Annotated in this window: 18 protein-coding genes; 10 read left to right on the top strand and 8 right to left on the bottom strand. The window is 35.5% G+C overall.

Annotation, left to right across the window (positions count from 1 at the left end):
- The first annotated feature begins 6 nt into the window (after window positions 1–6).
- From ACP5P5_RS12405 to ACP5P5_RS12380, 6 genes are all read left to right on the top strand, one after another.
- Complete coding sequence (locus ACP5P5_RS12405; RefSeq protein ID WP_428286434.1) at window positions 7–696, top strand: tetratricopeptide repeat protein; 690 nt, start codon at window positions 7–9, stop codon at window positions 694–696.
- A complete protein-coding gene (gene ribH, locus ACP5P5_RS12400) occupies window positions 696–1,187 on the top strand; it encodes a 6,7-dimethyl-8-ribityllumazine synthase (protein WP_428286433.1) in 492 nt (163 codons plus the stop codon). The genes ACP5P5_RS12405 and ribH overlap by 1 nt, the downstream gene beginning before the upstream one ends.
- Window positions 1,188–1,208: 21 nt before the next feature.
- A complete protein-coding gene (locus ACP5P5_RS12395; protein ID WP_428286432.1) occupies window positions 1,209–1,928 on the top strand; it encodes a (Fe-S)-binding protein in 720 nt (239 codons plus the stop codon).
- Between the two features lie 23 nt (window positions 1,929–1,951).
- Window positions 1,952–2,371 carry an EVE domain-containing protein gene (locus tag ACP5P5_RS12390; protein ID WP_111293189.1) on the top strand — a complete coding sequence of 140 codons (420 nt, stop codon included), beginning with the start codon at window positions 1,952–1,954 and terminating at the stop codon, window positions 2,369–2,371.
- A 30-nt stretch (window positions 2,372–2,401) separates the two neighbouring features.
- Complete coding sequence (locus ACP5P5_RS12385) at window positions 2,402–3,097, top strand: Sir2 family NAD-dependent protein deacetylase (RefSeq protein ID WP_428286431.1); 696 nt, start codon at window positions 2,402–2,404, stop codon at window positions 3,095–3,097.
- Window positions 3,098–3,195: 98 nt separating this feature from the next.
- Entirely contained in the window at window positions 3,196–4,551 is a 1,356-nt protein-coding gene (locus tag ACP5P5_RS12380; protein WP_428286430.1) for a hypothetical protein, read from the top strand.
- 9 nt (window positions 4,552–4,560) lie between these two features.
- On the opposite strand, the gene ACP5P5_RS12375 is transcribed toward ACP5P5_RS12380, so the two are convergent.
- The gene (locus tag ACP5P5_RS12375) at window positions 4,561–5,793 is read right to left on the bottom strand and encodes a nucleoside recognition domain-containing protein (protein ID WP_428286429.1); all 1,233 of its coding nucleotides are present in this window, start codon (window positions 5,791–5,793) and stop codon (window positions 4,561–4,563) included.
- 217 nt (window positions 5,794–6,010) lie between these two features.
- Here ACP5P5_RS12375 and ychF point away from each other — a divergent pair, with 217 nt between their 5' ends.
- The 3 genes from ychF (at window position 6,011) to ACP5P5_RS12360 (ending at window position 9,228) form a co-directional block, all read left to right on the top strand.
- Entirely contained in the window at window positions 6,011–7,114 is a 1,104-nt protein-coding gene (gene ychF / locus ACP5P5_RS12370; RefSeq protein ID WP_428286428.1) for a redox-regulated ATPase YchF, read from the top strand.
- Window positions 7,115–7,186: 72 nt separating this feature from the next.
- Window positions 7,187–8,332, top strand: a complete 1,146-nt coding sequence (locus ACP5P5_RS12365) for an NAD(P)/FAD-dependent oxidoreductase (protein ID WP_428286427.1) — start codon at window positions 7,187–7,189, stop codon at window positions 8,330–8,332.
- Between the two features lie 35 nt (window positions 8,333–8,367).
- Window positions 8,368–9,228: a glutaminyl-peptide cyclotransferase gene (locus ACP5P5_RS12360; protein ID WP_428286426.1), complete on the top strand. Its 861-nt coding sequence runs from the start codon at window positions 8,368–8,370 to the stop codon at window positions 9,226–9,228.
- A 198-nt stretch (window positions 9,229–9,426) separates the two neighbouring features.
- Here ACP5P5_RS12360 and ACP5P5_RS12355 read toward each other — a convergent pair whose 3' ends face one another.
- Window positions 9,427–9,600, bottom strand: coding sequence for a hypothetical protein (locus ACP5P5_RS12355; RefSeq protein WP_428286425.1), 174 nt, complete (start codon window positions 9,598–9,600; stop codon window positions 9,427–9,429).
- A gap of 34 nt (window positions 9,601–9,634) precedes the next feature.
- A complete protein-coding gene (locus ACP5P5_RS12350) occupies window positions 9,635–10,342 on the bottom strand; it encodes a peptidoglycan DD-metalloendopeptidase family protein (protein ID WP_428286424.1) in 708 nt (235 codons plus the stop codon).
- A 47-nt stretch (window positions 10,343–10,389) separates the two neighbouring features.
- Here ACP5P5_RS12350 and ACP5P5_RS12345 point away from each other — a divergent pair, with 47 nt between their 5' ends.
- Window positions 10,390–13,608, top strand: coding sequence for a S41 family peptidase (locus ACP5P5_RS12345; protein WP_428286423.1), 3,219 nt, complete (start codon window positions 10,390–10,392; stop codon window positions 13,606–13,608).
- A gap of 85 nt (window positions 13,609–13,693) precedes the next feature.
- Here the strand turns inward: ACP5P5_RS12345 and ACP5P5_RS12340 are convergent, their stop codons facing one another.
- The 5 genes from ACP5P5_RS12340 to kdpB all read right to left on the bottom strand — a co-directional run bounded on the left by ACP5P5_RS12340 (window position 13,694) and on the right by kdpB (window position 20,331).
- On the bottom strand, window positions 13,694–15,424 hold the full coding sequence (locus ACP5P5_RS12340; RefSeq protein ID WP_428286422.1) for an ATP-binding protein: 1,731 nt from the start codon (window positions 15,422–15,424) through the stop codon (window positions 13,694–13,696).
- Between the two features lie 68 nt (window positions 15,425–15,492).
- Window positions 15,493–16,617 carry a sensor protein KdpD gene (locus ACP5P5_RS12335; protein ID WP_428286421.1) on the bottom strand — a complete coding sequence of 375 codons (1,125 nt, stop codon included), beginning with the start codon at window positions 16,615–16,617 and terminating at the stop codon, window positions 15,493–15,495.
- A complete protein-coding gene (locus tag ACP5P5_RS12330; RefSeq protein WP_428286420.1) occupies window positions 16,617–17,693 on the bottom strand; it encodes a porin in 1,077 nt (358 codons plus the stop codon). The genes ACP5P5_RS12335 and ACP5P5_RS12330 overlap by 1 nt, the downstream gene beginning before the upstream one ends.
- Before the next feature lie 17 nt (window positions 17,694–17,710).
- Entirely contained in the window at window positions 17,711–18,289 is a 579-nt protein-coding gene (locus ACP5P5_RS12325) for a potassium-transporting ATPase subunit C (protein ID WP_428286419.1), read from the bottom strand.
- Between the two features lie 11 nt (window positions 18,290–18,300).
- On the bottom strand, window positions 18,301–20,331 hold the full coding sequence (gene kdpB, locus ACP5P5_RS12320) for a potassium-transporting ATPase subunit KdpB (RefSeq protein ID WP_428286418.1): 2,031 nt from the start codon (window positions 20,329–20,331) through the stop codon (window positions 18,301–18,303).
- Window positions 20,332–20,339 lie beyond the last annotated feature (8 nt).

Genomic DNA, 20,339 nt, shown 5'->3' with positions numbered 1-20,339 from the left:
TTAGTAATGAGTGAACATAAACAACAATCAACTCACAACGACCCATTGTTACAAGCAGAATTTTTTTGGAAAAAATATGCTAAACAAATTATTATTGCTGCCATTGCTATTATTGTTGTTGTAGGCGGATGGTATGGTTATAACCAATATATTATAAAGCCAAAAGAAGAAAAAGCAGCAGAAGCTATTTACAAAGCACAAGAATATTTTGCACAAGACTCATCAAACCTAGTATTGAACGGTGATGGATTTAATAAAGGCGTTTTATATATCATTAAAAACTTTGATGGAACTAAAACAGCCGATCTTGCAAAATATTATGCAGGTATCAGTTATTTAAAATTGGGCGATTTTGCTAATGCAGTTAAATACTTGAAAGAATTTTCAACCGATGCGCCACAAATTCAAATGGCTGCCTATGGCGCTTTAGCCGACGCTGAAGCAGAATTGGGTAAAAATGAAGAGGCAATTAAAGATTATAAAAAAGCAGGTGTCACTTTTCCTAAAGATGCATTTTCTTCATCAGAATATTTATTCCGTGCAGGTTTATTAAGTGAAACACTTGGTAAAACCAAAGATGCCATAGAATTATATAAGGAAATTAAAGAAAAATATCCCCAAACCGATAAAGGTCTTCAAGCCGATAAATACATTTATCGGTTAAGCATTGAAAAAAATGATTTAAGCGTTAACTAATGGCTACACCCGGAAACTCGTTGTTGCACAAAGGCATCCCCGTAATTAAGGATGCCTTTGTACTATTGGTAAAAACAGAATGGAATTCATCAATTGTTGATGAATTGGAAAATGGTTGCATACGCATTTTTAAGGAAAATAATATACCCTTTCAAACAATTATTGTACCGGGTGCTGTTGAAATACCATTTGCTATTCAACAACATATACAAACTTCCAATAACCAACCCGATGCGTATATTGCATTAGGTACCGTTATTCGTGGCGACACACCACATTTTGATTATGTATGCAAATATGTTACTGAAGGAATATTACAACTGAATTTAAACCATAATAAACCGGTTATATTTGGTGTTTTAACAGTTGAAAATAATCAGCAAGCGATTGAACGTATTGGTGGCAAACACGGCCACAAGGGCGAAGAAGCTGCCATAACTGCTATTAAAATGATTGATTTAAACCGTAAAATTCAACAACAAACAATTTGAATTTTAGAAAAATAACAGGCAATGAATGTGCAATTGTTTATACCTTGTTTTATTGACCAACTTTTTCCGCAAGTTGGATTTAACATGGTAAAAGTGCTGCAAAAAGTAGGCTGTACTGTACATTATAATACAGAACAAACTTGTTGTGGACAACCTGCTTTCAATGCCGGTTTTAGAGGCGAAGCAAAAGAAGTATGTTCCAAATTTGTAAAAGATTTTGCCGGTAATGATTTTATTGTTGCGCCTAGTGCCAGTTGCATTGGATTCGTAAAAAATTATTATCCCTCTCTATTCAATAACACCTCCTTACATAATCAGGTAAAAGCCTTATCAGAAAAGGTATTCGAGTTGAGTGACTTTTTGGTAAATGTTTTGGGCGTAGAAGACCTTGGTGCCAGCTTTCCGGCAAAAGTTACTTACCATGATAGTTGTGCCGCATTAAGAGAATGTAATATTAAACAAGAACCCAGAAAACTGTTAAGCCATGTGCATGGCTTGCAATTGGTTGAAATGAATGATGTTGAAACCTGTTGCGGGTTTGGTGGTACCTTTGCCGTTAAATTTGAACCGATTAGCGCTGCCATGGGTGATCAAAAAATAGTGAATGCACTAGCCACAGAAGCCGAATATATTATTAGCACTGATATGAGTTGTTTAATGCATTTACAAGGCATTATCAATTTTCAACAGAAACCCATTCAGGTTATGCACTTAGCCGATGTTTTGGCCAGCGGCTGGTAAACATTAATTAAACAATTTAATATATGCAATATTGGTTAGTAAAATCAGAACCCTTTAAATACAGTTGGGAACAATTTGAAAAAGACGGACAAACATTTTGGGATGGTGTTCGTAATTACGGAGCCCGCAACAATTTAAAAGCCATGAAAAAAGGCGACCTTGTTTTATGGTATCATAGCAATGAAGGTTTAGCCATTGTGGGCATAGCACAGGTTATTAAAGAACATTATCAAGACCCCACAACTCCCGAACCAGCTTGGGTGGTAGTTGATTTAAAACCCTATCAAAAGCTGAATAAACCTGTTACCCTGGCTCAAGTTAAAGCCGATGAACGTTTGCAAAATATGGACTTGGTTCGCTTAGGTAGGCTTTCCGTACAAACAGTAAAACCGGATGAATGGAAAGTTATTCTAGAATTAAGTGAAACAAAATTGAAAAAATAACGTTTTACCATTGTTGTTATCCGTTTTAACATGCAACCCAACATTGTCATATTAACCGGAGCAGGTATAAGTGCCGAAAGCGGATTAAAAACGTTTAGAGATAGCGATGGTTTATGGAATGGTTATTCTATACAGGAAGTAGCCACTCCTGAAGGCTTCGCTAAAAATCCAAAATTGGTACTCGATTTTTATAACCAACGTAGAAGAGAAATAGCCAAGGCAAAACCCAATGCTGCACACATTGCCTTAGCGGAATTACAAAACAAATATGCGGTAACAATTATTACTCAAAATATTGACGATTTGCATGAACGAGCCGGTAGTAATAAAGTAATACACTTGCATGGTGAAATTTTTAAAATGCGTAGTGTGGCAAATCCCCAAGTTACTTTTCCAATTACCGGCGGTATCAATTTGGGTGATTTAGCGGAAGATGGTTCCCAATTAAGGCCTTTCATAGTATGGTTTAATGAGGAAGTACCTTTATTACCACAAGCGGCTGCAGTGGTTGCAGAAGCAGATGTTTTTGTTATAATAGGTACTTCATTACAAGTGTATCCGGCAGCAGGACTTATTCATTATGTTGCTGTAGATTCCCCCATAATTGTAATAGATAAAAAAATTCCTAATTTCCCTAACAGCCAGCAATTTATTACCATTGAACAACCGGCAACTTTAGGAGTTCCACAATTACCCAACATCTTAAACAAAATTTTTGCCCAATAAGCAACTAAATAAAAATGTTAAAAAGTATTCTGCAGAAACATTAGGCTACAAATGCCTGTAACATTGCATATCTATTTATACACAATCAATATTCATATATGCGCTCAAACCTAATGGCAAAAAATTCTTTCAAATACTATCTCATCCTATTGTTATTGATGTGTTGCAGCATTAGCCATTTATTGGCACAACGCAAAGCCACAGGTGCTTTAATCGACTTAGAACATTTTATTCAGCAAAACAAACAATTGGTAACGGATACCACCAATCCATTTCTTTCAATGCTGGAAAAAGGGCGTTTAAATTATTTTAAACCTTTGTACAAAGCCTTTGGCTATAAAGATGCATTGATAGATAACCATGGATTACAGGCATACAGTGAAGATTTAGCACAGGCTTTAGCTTTTGCCGGCGATTATCAGTCGGCTTTGTATTACCAAGAACAGGCTTATGATATGCTACCCAATAAATATGTTGATACGGCATTATACGATGTTGAAAAGTTGAAGAATATTCAGTTAATGCCGGCTATTCCTTATTTATTGCAGCAAACTGCCAAATATAATATTGTATTATTTAATGAAACACATAGTAAGCCCCAACATAGGGCATTCCTTTTATCCATGTTACGCGACTTACATGAACAGGGTTTTAAATATTTGGCAATGGAAACATTGAACCCTTATAAAAACGCTTCATTAAAACAACTTACTGTGCAAACAGGTTACTATACTGCTGAGCCTATTTGCGGTGAATTGGTAAGACAGGCACTGCAATTAGGCTTTACGCTTTTACCTTATGAAGATGAAAATGCTACTAAACTAAATGCTAACCAACGCGATTCAATGCAGGCTGTTCATTTATCTAATTTTATCAAACAACATCCCGGAGAAAAATTAATTGTTTTAGCCGGAAATGAACATACTACAAAACTTGCTTACGATAAGCACAACATTCCAATGGCAGTTTATTTACAATATTTAACCGGCAACAAAATATTAAGTATTGACCAAACTGAAATGACAGAAGGCAGCAATTCAGACTATGGCCGATTATTTTATGCGGCCTTTGTTGATAAACACCATATTAAACAAACGGTAATACCTTTGCGTAATAATTTACCCGTACAGTTTTTAGACTCTGGTATTTATGATTTGTATGTTGTACACCCGCCTACCAAATATTTAGACGGAAGACCTGTTTGGTATAATATTGATGCTACCAGAAAAGAAGTACCGGTATCGCCTGCCTATCAGGCATTATTTTTTGTACAAGCCTATTATAAAAATGAATGGGGCGATAAAGAAGAAGGTATTTATGTTCCGGCAGACCAAACTTTTGTAAATGCCGAAAACGGGTTTTATTATCTATACCTATTCCCGGGAAAATATCAATTAGTGTATCGCGATAAAGGCTACAGCATTTTAGGCACAAAAGAAATTACGGTTCAATAGCAACAAATATCATTTGAAAAAGATGTAACCAATCAAAATAGCTACTATTACCCCAATAAAATCAGCCAACATACCTGCCCAAATCGCATACCGTACTTTTTTAATTCCAACGCTGCCAAAATATAAAGCTATAATATAAAAAGTAGTATCGGCCGATCCTTGAAAGGTTGAAGCCATTCTACCCACAAATGAATCGGCGCCATGTGTTTGCATCACATCAAGCATTAATCCCCTGGCACCGCTTCCACTAAACGGTTTCATAATGGCCACAGGAAGTGCAGGCGTAAAATCAGCATTAATTCCCAACATTTGAATACCATGTGTTAAAGCGTTCACTACATAATTCAATGCGCCACTATCTCTAAATACCCTTATTGCCACCAACATGCCTACCAAATAGGGAATAATTTTCAGAATAACATCAAAACCATTTTTGGCACCATCTATAAACGCATCAAACACATTAATTTTTTTCCATAATCCACCAACTATAATTAACACAACAATCAGTAATAGCAAAAAATTACCCGATATTTTACTAAATACGGCTTTATCAGTGGCCGACAAGGCATTCACCCAAAATAATAAGGCAGCCATTATTACCAATAAACCCGTAAGCCAAAGCACTAACACCCAATCCCATTTAAGTTTTTGCCAAAATCCAACAATAATAATAGAAGCTAAAGTAGCGGCTACTGTAGCTAACACACAAGGTATAAATACACTGGCCGGTTCATGTGAACCTGCAGCTAAGCGATAAGTTAAAATTGATAAAGGAATTAAGGTTAAGCCACTGGTATGCAACACCAAAAACATGATTTGTGCATTCGTTGCTTTTTCTTTTTCAGGATTCAAGGTTTGTAAGCTTTCCATGGCCTTAAGTCCAAAAGGTGTTGCAGCATTGTCTAAACCCAACATATTGGCAGAAAAATTCATAACCATTTCACCCATGGCCGGATGCCCTGCCGGAACACCGGGAAACAATCGCTTCATAAAAGGATTTAAAATTCGCGATAAAAAGCGTATGGCACCTGCCCTTTCGGCAATATTCATCAATCCTAAAAAAAACACCATTGTACCTGCTAAAGGAAAAGCAACATCAATTACCGAACCTTTGGCAGTATCAAACATACCATCTACCAAAGTTTTAAAAATTTCGGTATCATGTAAAAAAATAAGTTTATATAATGCAATTAAAAAGGCAATCAAAAAAAATGCAATCCAAACTATGTTTAACGCCATTATTTTCGTTTTTGGTTACTGCTGCCATGGTTCGTTGACCGGTTTCTTCAACAAACAATGACATAAAAAAATTTATTGAATAACTGCAATAGCAAACATTTATTGCGGCAATGAAAATAAGCATTCTCTCAATATGATTTACACCTTACTTTTGCGGCTTAAAATACTTTGGCAGATGGTAAGCTAAAAACAAAGCTTACATAAAAATGAATATAACATGGCATTACAAGCAGGAATTGTAGGATTACCCAATGTAGGAAAATCAACTTTATTTAATGCTGTTACCAACAGCGCTAAAGCACAAGCCAGTAATTACCGGTTTTGCACCATTGAACCCAATGTAGGTTTGGTAGATGTACCGGATGAACGCTTGCAGCATTTAGCCAAGTTGGTTAATCCGCACAGAATTGTGCCTACACAAGTTGAAATAGTGGATATTGCCGGACTGGTAAAAGGTGCTAGTAAAGGAGAAGGTTTGGGCAATAAATTTTTAGGCAATATTCGCGAAGTAGATGCAATTATCCATGTAATCAGATGCTTTGAAGATGAAAATGTATTACGCGAAGAAGGAGTGATTAATCCCATTTCTGACAAAGAAATTATTGATACAGAGTTACAACTGAAAGATTTAGAAAGTATTGAAAAGAAAATTCAAAAAACTGAAAAGCTGGCCCGTGTTGGTTCCGATACAAAAGCACAGGCTGAATTAAAAACATTGCTTCAATGCAAAAACCATTTGGAACAAGGTAAAAGCATTCGTTCGCTTAACCTTTCTAAAGAAGAAAAAACAGCTATTGACGACTTGTTTCTTTTAACCGATAAACCTGTATTGTATGTAGCCAATGTTGATGAGGCCAGCATGCATACCGGCAACAAATATTCTGAACAATTACTAAAAGCTGCTACGGAAGAAGGTGCACAAATGATTATTATGAATAATGCCATTGAAGCCGATATAGCCGCAATGGAATCGGCCGATGACCGTGCATTGTTTATGGAAGAATATAACATGAAAGAGCCTGCATTAAACAGACTGATTCAAAGCGTATATAAATTGTTGAACCTGGAAACATATTTTACTGTTGGTGTACAGGAAGTAAGAGCATGGACGATTCATGTAGGTTGGAAAGCCCCACAGGCCGCAGGTGTAATTCATAGTGATTTTGAAAAAGGCTTTATTAAAGCAGAAGTAATTGCCTACGATGATTTTATAAAATATGGCAGTGAAGCTGCTTGCCGCGATAATGGTAAACTACGTATTGAAGGCAAAGAATATGTAGTAAAAGATGGCGACATTATGCACTTTAGGTTTAATGTGTAAATTAAGTAAAGTGCTTTGCAAACAGATTTGTAAAATAGCTTTTACTATTGCTATGTTTAGTACATTTGAAATATGCTAAGCAATATTTCAGTTTGGGAAAATGAAACCTATTTCGCCCCACAAAACATTGTAATAGTTGGTGGCGGATTAATGGGACTTTGGACTGCCATTACTTTAAAAGAACAAAAACCTAATTTAAGCATTACTGTTGTTGAAAGAAATGTTACACCATTAGGTGCCTCCACCCGCAATGCAGGTTTTGCTTGCTTTGGAAGCCCAACTGAACTACTTCACGACGCAAAAACATTGGGCGAATCGGCCATGTTGCATATTGTTGAGAAGCGTTATAAGGGTATTGAAAAAATAAAAAAATACTTTGGTAATGTCATTGATTTTGATAATTGTGGTGGTTATGAATGTTTAACAGAAAAACAACTACCCGCAAACCAAATAAACGATGCCCTTGCATACCTAAATAAATTATTGATTGATATTACTAATACCCACCATACTTTCAAAAGAACTGATGCATCATTAACTGCATTGGGGCTACAAAATTTTGATGCATTAGTGGAAAATAAATGGGAAGGCGGTTTACACAGTGGCAAGCTGGTTCAAGCATTACAAAACAAAGCCGCATGCTTGGGAGTAAATTGTTTATATGGAATAACTGCCACTCATTGTTACTCGCAAAACGATTATGTTACCATTGAAACACAACAGTCAATTGTACTAAAGGCCAATACCGTTATTTTATGCACCAATGCATTTTCAAATGCAATTAATTTAGGAACCACCTTACCGATAAAACCCGGCCGCGGACAAATATTGCTTACTAGCCCAATCCCCAACCTGCCCTTACATGGCACCTTTCACTATGACGCAGGATTTTATTATTGGCGAAACCTGGGTAATCGCATTTTAATTGGTGGTGGACGTAACAGTTTTTTTGAACAAGAAACTACTACTGATATTGCTGTAACCGAAAACGTACAAACCGTTTTAGAAAATTTTTTACAAACACATTTAAATCCATCCATTCAATACATCGTTGAAAAAAGATGGAGCGGAATTATGGCTTTTACCAATAACCATTTGCCTTATGTACATTTTACAGCACCCAATATTTTAAACGCTATTGCCTGCAATGGCATGGGTGTTGCATTAACGCCAATAATAGCCGAAGAAATAGCGCATCAAATTTTACCCAACTTTTAATATTGTTTACACTACTACAAATACAATTCATCCACATGCATCAATTATTCATTAAAAGCAACAAATTCACTTATCCATTCATTATCATTTTATTTGCTTTGTTTTTTGTTGCTTGCAAAAACAATAATGAAAACAACGACAGTTCAACCATCAATACCATTACCCCAAGCATACCGGCTTTATCCTATCAAATAGTAGCCGTTTATCCGCACGATACGGCTTCTTTTACGGAAGGATTAGAATTTCACAATGGTTTTTTATATGAAAGCACCGGCGATCCGGATTATGCAGGAAGAAGTAAACTTTCTAAAACCAACGTAAATACCGGAAAAGATGTACAACAAATTACACTGGCACCCGCTTTTTTTGGTGAAGGTATTACTATGTTGAATGGTAAAATTTACCAGCTAACTTACAAAGAACAAAAGTGTTTTGTTTATGATGCCAACACTTTTAAAAAACTAAACGAATTTTCTTATGAAGGCGAAGGTTGGGGAATGACGAATGATGGACATTATTTAATTATGGATAATGGACATAATGAATTAATTTATCGTGATCCCGAAACATTTAAAATTGTAAAAACTTTACCTATTACAGGGGTGCCAAAAGATTATGCCGGACACGAAGTGTATATAAATGAATTAGAATATGTAGATGGCAATATATTTGCCAATTTATATACCATGGATTTTGATCAAATAGTGAAAATTGATCCCAATACGGGAAAAGTGATAGGCACCTTAAACTTAAATGGATTGTTGGAAAGATATGCACCACCTGCAGAAACGGCTAAACGTGATGTATTGAATGGTATTGCCTTTGATAGTTCAAATCACACTTTCTATATCACGGGCAAATATTGGCCAAAATTATTTGCCATACGCATACAGTAGCATTCAGCATTATAGTTAAACCCCTTGGCTTTTCGCTTGCTTTGTATGTTTCTTTACAGCCTTAAAGAAATGAATAACAAAATAATTGACAATTATTACAACCAATATAATGTATGGTAGAATATTTGTGTAATCAAGATTGCATTGATTACACAAATAAATCGTTATACCTAAAGCTGCTGAAACAAAGCGGTAATATTATTCATGTGCAGCAGGCGCTGATTGTTCAGTTGCAGCATGTTCAACATGCGGATGGTAGGGACCTTTACATTGCGCTAACAATACGTAAAAACAAAATATTACAACAAAAGACAAAACAACGGTAAGAGTAAATTTCTTAGTATCTTCTTCCTGATGAATTTCGTGTGACATGTGGATTGTTTTTTGCAAATTTAATTACAAGCAGTTAATTAGCAAGCACTGCAAATTGTTCCATTTGTAAAACAATATCGGGATTGGGACAATTTTGTGCATAATGCATTAATTGCGATGCAGCACATACACCGGGGTAATCGCCCCTATACCCTTCCATCTGTAACATTAGTTGAAAATGCAAATGAGGAGGCCAACAACCATTTTCTTCCGGGTTTCCCAACCATGCAAATGTTGTACCTGCTTTAATAGGCATTCCATCTTCCAATGCTTGCAAACTTTTTAAAGCCAAATGCCCATACAAACTATAAAAAGTTAATTCAGATAATGAATGCTGTAAAATAATGGTAGCCCCGTAATCGCCATAAGTGTTATTAACTGCAAAGCTGTGCACAGTTGCGTCTAAAGGCGCCATTACAGGTGTATTTGCATCGCCCCAAATATCAATCCCTAAATGTATGCGGCGAGGCTCAGTTCCATCAAAAACTCGGCTTCGTGCATAAATATGCCTGTTTTCTAAATAACCACCAATACCATATTTAGCATTGGCAGTTTGTAAAATTGAATGAACCGTATTGGAAAACAAGTCAATATTTGTAATAATTGCTTCCTTCCATACATCATTTTTTTCAGTAAAATCCATTTTTACTAACTTATCGGTCTCTGCTTTGAATGGTACAACAGGTGCTATTGTTGGTTGCATTGCTTTTATCCGTTCATAAAATTTAGTCGTACTGTCCATTGTCTATAATTATCTTTATTGTTCCGATAAAAATAAAACGAAATGCCATGCAGAAATTATTTTATTTATTGATGCTGCTCAGTTGCAGCTTTGTTGTAAATGCACAAAACAATCCGCCATTATGGCTTCGCTACCCTGCTATTAGTCCCGATGGCAACACCATTGTATTTGGATATAAAGGCGATTTGTACAGTGTTCCTGCAACAGGTGGAACAGCCATTCCTCTTACCTTAAACGAATCGCAAGAACAAATGCCCGTTTGGAGCCATGATGGCAAATACATTGCTTTTGCCTCTGACCGCTACGGCAATTTTGATGTTTTTGTTATGCCCGCTAATGGTGGTGAAGCAAAACGCTTAACTTATAACTCAGCCAACGATTTTCCTTGGGATTTTTCACCCGATAATTCCAAAGTTATTTTTGGCAGTGGCCGAAATGATTTAAACACATCCGTTCGTTTTCCGCAAAAAGCAATATTTCTTAAATTATATGAAGTACCTGTTACCGGCGGTAGAAATATTTTACTGAATACAGCCGGTACTGAAAATGTTCATTACAGCAATGATGGAAAGGAAATTGTGTTTCAAGATAGAAAAGGCTATGAAGATCCTTGGCGTAAACACCACACCAGCAGTGTAACCCGTGATATTTGGTTGTATAATTTCCAAACAAAAAATTACAGAAAACTTACCACTTTTAATGGTGAAGACAGAGAGCCAGTTTTTAGTGCCGATAATCAATATGTGTATTATTTAAGTGAAAAAAATGGCACACAAAATATTTACAAAATGCCATTGCAATTAAAAATTGCAGAGCAACAATTAACCGATTTTAAAGATTATCCTGTTCGTCACCTATCTCGCTCAAACAACAACACTTTGTGTTTTTCATGGAATGGAGAAATATATACGCTTAAACAAGGTGGCAAACCCGAAAAAGTAAACATTAACATTAATGCAGACACACGGGGTAACGTAGAAAAAAATGTAACTATTAATGGCGGTGCTACTGAAATGAGTGTATCACCTAACGGTAAAGAAATTGCGTTTGTATTTAGGGGCGAAGTATTTGTAACCAGCACCGATGGAAGCTATACCAAACGCATCACCAATACACCGCAACAAGAACGCATGGTGGCATTTGCACCCGATGGCAGAAGCTTGTATTACGCGGCAGAAAGGGGTAACAGTTGGGATATTTACAAAGCCACTATTGCCCGAAAGGAAGAGCCTTATTTCTATGCATCTACTTTAATTAAAGAAGAACCGGTAATTGCTACTGAAAAAGAAGAGTTTCAACCCATGCCTTCACCCGATGGTAAAAAAATTGCATATTTAGAAGAAAGAAATATTTTAAAAGTTTATGATTTAGCTACTAAAACAAGTACTACCATCTTACCTGCCGGTCAAAATTTTTCATATAGCGATGGTGATCAACGTTTTGAATGGAGTCCCGATAGCAAATGGATTGCCGTTAGAAGCAGTAAAGGTGTTTTTGGATTAAGCGGTGGTGCTATTATGGTGTTTAAAGCAAATGGTAGTGATGCCAACGGCACCGATGTTACACAAAGTGGTTTTAGTAACAATCGCCAACAATGGGCTATGGGTGGAAAAGTACTATTATTTACCTCTGACAAGGAAGGTAAGCGTTCTTTAGCTATTCAAGGGCCGAAAGAAGCAGATGTATATGCTTTATTCTTTGATAAAAATGCTTACGACCAATTTAATTTAAACAAGGAAGATGCAGCATTACTGAAAGAAAAAGAGAAAGAAAATAAAGACACAACAAAAAAGAAAGAAAATGTTGCATTAGATTTCAGCAATTTAGACCATCAGAAAGTTCGGCTTACCAATGCATCAATGAATTTAGACGATTATAAACTATCGGCCGATGGCAGTAAACTGTTTTTATTAAGCCGCTTTGAGCAAGGTGCCGACTTGTGGCAGATGGATACCCGCACCAAAGAAATGAAACTGTTAACCAAACTTAGCAGCGGCGGGAATATGGAATTAAGTAAAGATGGTAAACAATTGTTTGTATTAGGTGGTGGTAAATTAATGAAAGTGGATGTTGATAACGGGAAGGTGACCCCCGTTACCATTAATGGTGAAATGGTTTTAAATACAGCCGGTGAACGTGCTTATATTTTTGAACATGCCTGGCGCCAAGTGCAGAAAAAGTTTTATGATCCGAATTTACATGGTGTAAACTGGGCAATGTATAAAGCTGATTATGCACGTTTCTTACCGCACATTAATAACAACTACGACTTTCAGGAATTATTAAGTGAATTATTGGGTGAATTAAATGCTTCACATACTGGTGGTCGCTATTCACCTCGTAATCCCGATGGTGACAATACAGCTTCATTGGGTTTATTTTATAATGAAATGAAAGGCGGTAACGGTTTAGAAATTACTGAAGTAATGAAAGGTGGCCCTGTAGATAAAGCAACCAGCAAAATAAAAGCAGGCGATATTATTATGGCTATTGACGGGGATAACATTACTGACGCAGTTGATTGGAATAGTTTTTTAAATAGAAAGGCAGGTAAAAATGTTTTATTACAAGTGTATAATCCAAACACAAAAACCACTTGGGAAGAAACCGTTAAACCCATTACCGTTATGGAAGAAAATGCGTTATTATATAAACGCTGGACCAATACCATGGCCGAAATGGTTGACAAGCTGAGCAATGGTCAAATTGGATACGTACATATTCAAGGCATGAATGATGCCAGCTATCGCGAATTTTTTGATAAAGTAATGGGTAAAAACTACAACAAAAAAGCTTTAATTGTTGATACGCGCTTTAATGGTGGTGGTTGGTTACACGATGATTTAGTTACTTTCTTAAAAGGCAAACAATACTTAAGCTTTGCACCCTATGGATTTAAAGCAGCCGGTGGTGAACCCGCAGGTAAATGGACTAAACCCAGTTGTGTGTTAATGAGTGAAAGTAATTATAGTGATGCATTCTTATTCCCTTATGCTTATCGCGCTAACAATATTGGAAAATTAATTGGCAAACCTGTTCCCGGAACCGGTACAGCCGTTTGGTGGGAAACACAAATTGATCCTACCCTTGTATTTGGCATTCCCATGATTGCCACCATTGGTAAAGAAGGCAGACCAACTGAGAATTTGCAAATTAATCCTGATATTGATGTGGATAATCCATACAATGATGTATTGTTTGGAAAAGATGATCAATTGGAAGCAGCCGTAAAAGAAATGTTGAAAGAAACGGCAGATAACAAATAACGGACTATAACATAAACCTCAAAAAAAGCCGCTTCAACAATGAAGCGGCTTTTTTATTTTTTAAAAGAATTAGTAACAGATTGATTTATACCACCGGCAAATCAAATGAAAAAGTTGAACCAGATCCAAAATCGCTGACCACTTTTATATCACTGCCTTGGGCATTCATAAATTCTTTACAAATGCTAAGTCCTAAACCGGTTCCTTCACTTTTATTTCCGGGAATTCTGAAATACCGATCGAAAATTTTATTTAAATACTGTGGCGGAATACCCACACCAAAATCTTGAACAGCAAAATGCAATGCATTTCCTTTATTGAGAATAGTAATGATAACAGAGGAATTTTCGTAAGAATACCGAATAGCGTTTGATAATAAATTAGATAATACCCATGAGGTGCGATCTTTATCTGCTTTCACATTAGGTAATTCATCAGGTATTTGCATTCTTATTGAAACTTTCTTTTGCTCAGCTATTTTTTGATTAGCTTCGAGAGCATAATGCACTAAATCTAAAGGATTACATTCCACAACTGAAAGCTGAATTAAACCACTTTCCAATTGTGAGAGATTTAATAATTCCCCTGTAATTTTTAGTAATCGCCCGGCATCCTCTTTAATACTATCAATCAGTTCTTGTTGCTCAGTATTTAAATTACCAATTTGTTTGTTCGACAACAATGCAGTACTTAGTTGAATAGATGAAAGCGGTGTTTTTAATTCATGAGAAATAGTAGCAATGAAATTGGTTTTTGCAAAATCTAACTCTTTATAAGGCGTAATATTTTGCAAAAGAATTACATTACCAATAAGCTTTTCAACCGTTTCACCGGTTGGTATTATACGAATGGGAATAATTTCTTTTTCAAAATAACTTTCTTTACCCTCAGCATAAATTTTTATCGGTTGCTTTTTTAGGGAAGTTGTGCCCGTATCTGAAAACATTTCTTGAATTAAGTTTCGAATTAAATCATTCTTTACCGCAATATCTTGTATAAATTTACCTTTTACCTCATCTGACTTAAGCCCTGTAATTTGCAAGGCAATGGTATTCATGAATAATATCTTTTTTTGTTCATCTAAACCAATAATCGGGTCTTGTAAATTATCAATAAGTGTTTCAATGCGTTTCTTTTCCATCATTAACTTTTCCAAATTGCTTAATTGATAAGCTTCTAACTTCTCGGCCATAGAATTAAACGAAGCCGCCAATTCAGCAAATTCATCATGTCCGGAAAAGTGAACCCTTTGCGAATAATTTTGTGCTGCAATTTGTTTAATACTATTTGTAAGTTCTTGAATGGGATTAGCAATACTACCGGGTAAATTCACAAACATGATGAAAGCAGCCAAAAAACAAATAGTACCAGAGATGGTAATCCAAAAAACAGATTTTTGAGCAGTTATGTTCGCAATATTACTTTTCCGTTCAATGGCTTGCATGTTCAACAACATAATAGCAGAAATATCATTTCGCACTTCTTTGAGTATAGTGGTATCTTGTGGTTTTACGACTAATTCTTGAAAATGATTCCACAACTCATCGGTAAGTTCTTTCTCGCCTAATTCCGTAATATTTTTTTGCTGTAGTTGTAAACTATTTAAGAACAATTGTTTATTGTTGGGTATCTCAATTCCATCATTCAAAGCAATTTCCATTTTTCTACAATAATCAATCGTATTATAATTGGCAACTAAAATATTTTTGGAATCGTTTGAAAGTTTGTTAATATAAAATATACTCAAGGTTGTGAGTAAGACAATCATTACAAACAACAAACCAATACCTATTGACAGCTTTGATTTTGTTTTCATATAAAAATGCTCAAAATTGAATAAAATTCAGTGTTCACTTATTTCATTAACAAATTCAAATACAATTATCAGCTTAATATAATCAAATCAACTTTACTAAATGAAAGTTTTTTTAATAGTTCATTAAACACATTGGTGAAAAGTATTAACCTGAATAAACTAAAATGCGGTTTACCTATGCATACAGTAGTAATCTGACGCTCTTCACATTGCTCAATAATTGTTTTAGCAATATTATTGCTATTCATTTTAATAATTTCAGCACCTAATTCGGTAGCGGTTTTAAAATTATTAATTAAATGTCTTTGTTTATCCAAAGGAATTTTCTCCGGACTTTCATCCATAGTTTGTACGTACAAAACATACCATTTTGAATTGTAATAATTAGCCAAACGTGCTGTTTTTCTTATCACCGTTTTTGCTGTTTGCTCATTGGAACTAATACAAGCTAAAAAACGTTCAGGTTTTAATGTATTACCCTTTATTACTTCAGTTTCCACTTTTCTTTCTACCTGTGAAGCCACTTCTTTCAAAGCCAATTCACGCAGTTGCAAAATGTGTTCTTTTTGAAAAAAGTTTTTTAAAGCCGCAGGAATTTTATCAGATGTATATATTTTCCCTTCTTTTAATCTGTCTATTAATTCGTCAGCAGTTAAATCAATATTCACCACTTCATCTGCTTCCCGCAAAACGCTATCCGGAATTCGTTCTTTTACCTCTATGTTTGTTATGGACTTTACATCTTCGTTTAAACTTTCAATATGTTGTATATTCACCGCACTAATTACATTTATCCCGGCCTCTAATATTTCCATAACATCTTGCCAACGTTTTTCATTTTTACTTCCTTCAATATTGGTGTGGGCTAACTCATCAATAATTACCACTTCAGGCCTCATGTTTAATACCGCAGCAACATCTAACTCTTCCAGCTCTTTACCTTTATAAAACAATTTTCGTCGGGTTATAACCGGTAATCCTTGCAACAAGGCTTCTGTTTCTTTTCGTTGATGTGTTTCAATGTATCCTATTTTAACATCTACCCCATTTTTTAGTAAAGCATGCGCTTCTTGTAACATGCGGTAAGTTTTGCCAACTCCTGCACTCATGCCTATGTAAATTTTAAATTTACCTCGCTTAGATTTTTTAATCAGGTTATAAAAATCTTGTATTGAAATATCTTTATTAGCCATTAAAACGACATTTGAAGTGCTGTACAAATTGAAACATTATTATTAACAGGCATATTATTATTTGTAAAATAGTTATCGGAATTGTATAAATATCTGGCTTCTATTCTCCACAATAAATTGGGTAAAATAGATTGATCATAATTAATTGAGTAACCAAAGGTATTAAACCCATAGTTGAAACCTTTTGGAATAATAATATTATTCGGGTCATTGTAATTTTCAATCCGCAATGCAATTGTATTTTTTTCAGTAGGTTTCCATTGTAATATAACTACGTAGCCATACCAGTTATTCAATGAAGAACTATACTTGTGTTTTTGTTGAAGCCCAATATCAAACCCTGTTGTGATTCCCCACTTGGAACTGAATTGAATAACTGTGTAGAAGTTATGAAAATAGCGCATTCGCGAAATACTGTCTGCATATACATTACCTATAAATGAACTACTATTGAACAAAACGGCCTTCGATGGTTGAAAAGTAACCTGATGGCCTAAAGCAAGCATATTATTGCCATCTACTCTATTAATAACTTGCCATCCATTCAGCAATAGCATTGACAAATACCATTTTTCGTTTGAAGTGGTATAAGATAGCCGCACACCACTTTCATAATAAGGTGAGTTTTCTGCTAATATACTTCTAGTTAAAGTCCAACAATCTTTTGATATGGCGCTTTCAAAACCAATGTGTGACGGGAAAATACCTGCATCTATCCATAATGCTTTTTTTGATGATAGTTTTACACCCAAATTAGCCTCAAAAACATTTTTCATTACACCAACTTCATTGGCATAATTGGCATTCATGTAAGTACCGGCGGCAAAAGTCAAATTAGCTCTTACATTTTTTTCTGCTAACGAAGCTTTTATATAACCCAAATTTAAATTAACCTCATTTGTTCTGGTGTAATTGTACAAAAAAGTGGGGCGAGTATGATTACCGGGATTGGCAAAATCATAGGTATCATACATATCAAGGTATGCACTCAATTTCAATTTTTGTTTTGAGGAATCTGTTTGCGCATTTACCGCAACAGCAGAAAAATAAAAAAATAAAAATGTAATTTTTCGCATAAATGAATTAAAAAATTTTATTGAGCATGATAACTTGCAGACAAATCATTTAAAGCAACATTCAATTCCAATACATTTACATAAGTAGGACCAAAAATTCCCAAAAATGGATGATGAATATGTTGTTGAATTAATGACTGCAGTAAACCGGGTTGAAGGTTGCGAACATGAGCAATTCTATTTACCTGAATATTGGCAGCCTGAACCGTAATATCGGGGTCTAAGCCACTTGCACTGGCTGTAATCATATCAATGGGAATATTATGCACATTCACATCAGGATGATGTATTACAAATGAATCAATATTGGCCTGTATTGATTTTAAATAATCGGTATTGTATGGGCCTTTATTACTGGCGCCTGCAGCGGCTGCATTATAATTTACGGCAGAAGGACGCGACCAAAAATATTGGTCAGCATCAAACTTTTGTCCAACATCGCTATACATTCTTTTTCCTTGCACATTTATAATTGCAGGCTCGCCCTTGTTGGGTGTAATTTTTGCAACACCCCATATAATTGCAGTGTAAATAATGCTGCATAAAACCAAAAAAACAAATGTTAATCGTATAGCTGGAAATAAATAAGTTTTCATATCAAATTATATTAAAAAAAGTATGTAACAATCATATCAATGAGTTTAATACCTACAAAAGGAACTATAATACCCCCTAAGCCATAAATGAATAAATTACGGCGCAATAAAGCACTTGCACCAATAGGCCGATAGGTAACACCTTTTAAAGCCAATGGAATTAATAAAGGAATGATAATTGCATTGAAAATAACAGCAGATAAAATGGCGCTTTGAGGGCTATGCAAATGCATAATATTAATTCCCTGCAATGCAGGAATGTAGGTAATGAATAAAGCCGGTACAATGGCAAAATATTTTGCTACATCATTGGCAATACTAAAAGTAGTAAGTGTACCCCGTGTCATTAATAATTGCTTTCCAATTTCAACTACTTCAATTAGTTTAGTGGGGTCATTATCCAAATCAACCATATTGCCCGCTTCTTTGGCTGCTTGGGTACCACTATTCATGGCAACACCTACATCAGCTTGTGCTAAAGCAGGGGCATCATTTGTTCCATCGCCCATCATAGCTACTAAGCGACCTTGCATTTGTTCAACCTTTATGTAATTCATTTTATCTTCAGGTTTTGCTTCGGCAATAAAATCATCTACACCTGCTTTCTCTGCAATGTATTTAGCAGTTAATGGATTATCACCGGTAACCATTACAGTTTTTATACCCATTTTGCGTAATCTGTCAAAACGCTCTTTAATACCTGTTTTTATAATATCTTGTAGCTCTACCACACCTATCACATTTTCATTTACTGCCACTACTAACGGGGTACCCCCTTGCATTGAAATAGATTGAACAATATGGGTAGCTTCTTCCGGAAAAACGGTGCCGGCTTTTTCGCAAATTCTTTTAATAGCATCAGCCGCCCCTTTTCTTATGCGTAAGTTATTGCAATCAATTCCTGAACAACGTGTTTCGGCAGTGAATGCAATAAACCTGGGATTTTCTAATTCCTGTACCGATACATTCATGTCAGCTAACTCAATAATAGATTTTCCTTCCGGGGTTTCATCTGCCAAGGAACTATATACCGCCATTTGTTTAAAATATTCCTTGTCAACATTGGATAATGCATGAAAATGAGTAGCCTTTCTATTACCAATCGTAATTGTACCAGTTTTATCAAGCAAAAGCACATCCACATCACCAGCTGTTTCAACTGCTTTACCGCTTTTTGTAATAACATTGGCTTTTAATGCTCTATTCATGCCTGCAATGCCTATGGCAGACAATAAACCACCAATGGTTGTAGGAATTAAACAAACAAACAAGGCAATGAAAGCCGCAATGGTTATGGGTGTATGTGCATAATCGGCAAATGGTTTAAGTGTTACCGTTACAATGATGAATACCAATGTAAACCCTGCCAGCAAAATAGTAAGCGCAATTTCATTGGGCGATTTTTGTCGGGAAGCACCTTCCACCAACTCAATCATTTTATCTAAGAAACTTTCACCGGCATCGCTTGTAACTTTAACTTTTATCTTATCACTTAATACTTTAGTGCCGCCGGTAACACTGCTTTTATCACCACCCGCTTCTCTAATAACAGGTGCGCTTTCTCCGGTAATAGCACTTTCATCAATGGTAGCAAGACCTTCAATAATTTCACCATCGGCCGGTATAATATCATTTGTTTCACAAATAAATACATCCCCTTTTTTCAACTTGGAAGCCGGAATTGTAATGACTTCATTCATATAAATTTCGCCTACAGGCAACACCAACTTAGCAGGTGAATCTTCACGGGTTTTTCTTAAACTATTCGCCTGTGCTTTGCCACGTTCTTCAGCTATTGCTTCCGCAAAATTGGCAAACAATAATGTTACAAATAAAATAATGGCAATGGTTACATTATAACTTAAACTGCCCTGCGATGTTTCGCCTAAAGCAATCCATATACAAACACAAGCCATTACCGCAGTTCCTAACCATACTGTAAACATTACCGGATTCAATATTAATGTGGCAGGATTTAATTTTAAAAAAGATTGTTTTAATGCACCACCTATTGATGCCTTATTAATTACTTTGTTTGTCATAATATATA

The organism is Hydrotalea sp. (assembly GCF_049968455.1).
Lineage (GTDB): Bacteria > Bacteroidota > Bacteroidia > Chitinophagales > Chitinophagaceae > Hydrotalea.
Note: the sequence above shows the minus strand (reverse complement) of the source record. Positions and strands in the feature narration are given on the sequence as shown.

Bases quoted from the DNA above. Each gene is read 5' to 3' on its own strand.
- ACP5P5_RS12405 (WP_428286434.1), top strand. From the start codon at position 7: ATGAGTGAACATAAACAACAATCAACTCACAACGACCCATTGTTACAA.
- ribH (WP_428286433.1), top strand. From the start codon at position 696: ATGGCTACACCCGGAAACTCGTTGTTGCACAAAGGCATCCCCGTAATT.
- ACP5P5_RS12395 (WP_428286432.1), top strand. From the start codon at position 1,209: ATGAATGTGCAATTGTTTATACCTTGTTTTATTGACCAACTTTTTCCG.
- ACP5P5_RS12390 (WP_111293189.1), top strand. From the start codon at position 1,952: ATGCAATATTGGTTAGTAAAATCAGAACCCTTTAAATACAGTTGGGAA.
- ACP5P5_RS12385 (WP_428286431.1), top strand. From the start codon at position 2,402: ATGCAACCCAACATTGTCATATTAACCGGAGCAGGTATAAGTGCCGAA.
- ACP5P5_RS12380 (WP_428286430.1), top strand. From the start codon at position 3,196: ATGCGCTCAAACCTAATGGCAAAAAATTCTTTCAAATACTATCTCATC.
- ACP5P5_RS12375 (WP_428286429.1), bottom strand. From the start codon at position 5,793: ATGGCGTTAAACATAGTTTGGATTGCATTTTTTTTGATTGCCTTTTTA.
- ychF (WP_428286428.1), top strand. From the start codon at position 6,011: ATGGCATTACAAGCAGGAATTGTAGGATTACCCAATGTAGGAAAATCA.
- ACP5P5_RS12365 (WP_428286427.1), top strand. From the start codon at position 7,187: ATGCTAAGCAATATTTCAGTTTGGGAAAATGAAACCTATTTCGCCCCA.
- ACP5P5_RS12360 (WP_428286426.1), top strand. From the start codon at position 8,368: ATGCATCAATTATTCATTAAAAGCAACAAATTCACTTATCCATTCATT.
- ACP5P5_RS12355 (WP_428286425.1), bottom strand. From the start codon at position 9,600: ATGTCACACGAAATTCATCAGGAAGAAGATACTAAGAAATTTACTCTT.
- ACP5P5_RS12350 (WP_428286424.1), bottom strand. From the start codon at position 10,342: ATGGACAGTACGACTAAATTTTATGAACGGATAAAAGCAATGCAACCA.
- ACP5P5_RS12345 (WP_428286423.1), top strand. From the start codon at position 10,390: ATGCAGAAATTATTTTATTTATTGATGCTGCTCAGTTGCAGCTTTGTT.
- ACP5P5_RS12340 (WP_428286422.1), bottom strand. From the start codon at position 15,424: ATGAAAACAAAATCAAAGCTGTCAATAGGTATTGGTTTGTTGTTTGTA.
- ACP5P5_RS12335 (WP_428286421.1), bottom strand. From the start codon at position 16,617: ATGGCTAATAAAGATATTTCAATACAAGATTTTTATAACCTGATTAAA.
- ACP5P5_RS12330 (WP_428286420.1), bottom strand. From the start codon at position 17,693: ATGCGAAAAATTACATTTTTATTTTTTTATTTTTCTGCTGTTGCGGTA.
- ACP5P5_RS12325 (WP_428286419.1), bottom strand. From the start codon at position 18,289: ATGAAAACTTATTTATTTCCAGCTATACGATTAACATTTGTTTTTTTG.
- kdpB (WP_428286418.1), bottom strand. From the start codon at position 20,331: ATGACAAACAAAGTAATTAATAAGGCATCAATAGGTGGTGCATTAAAA.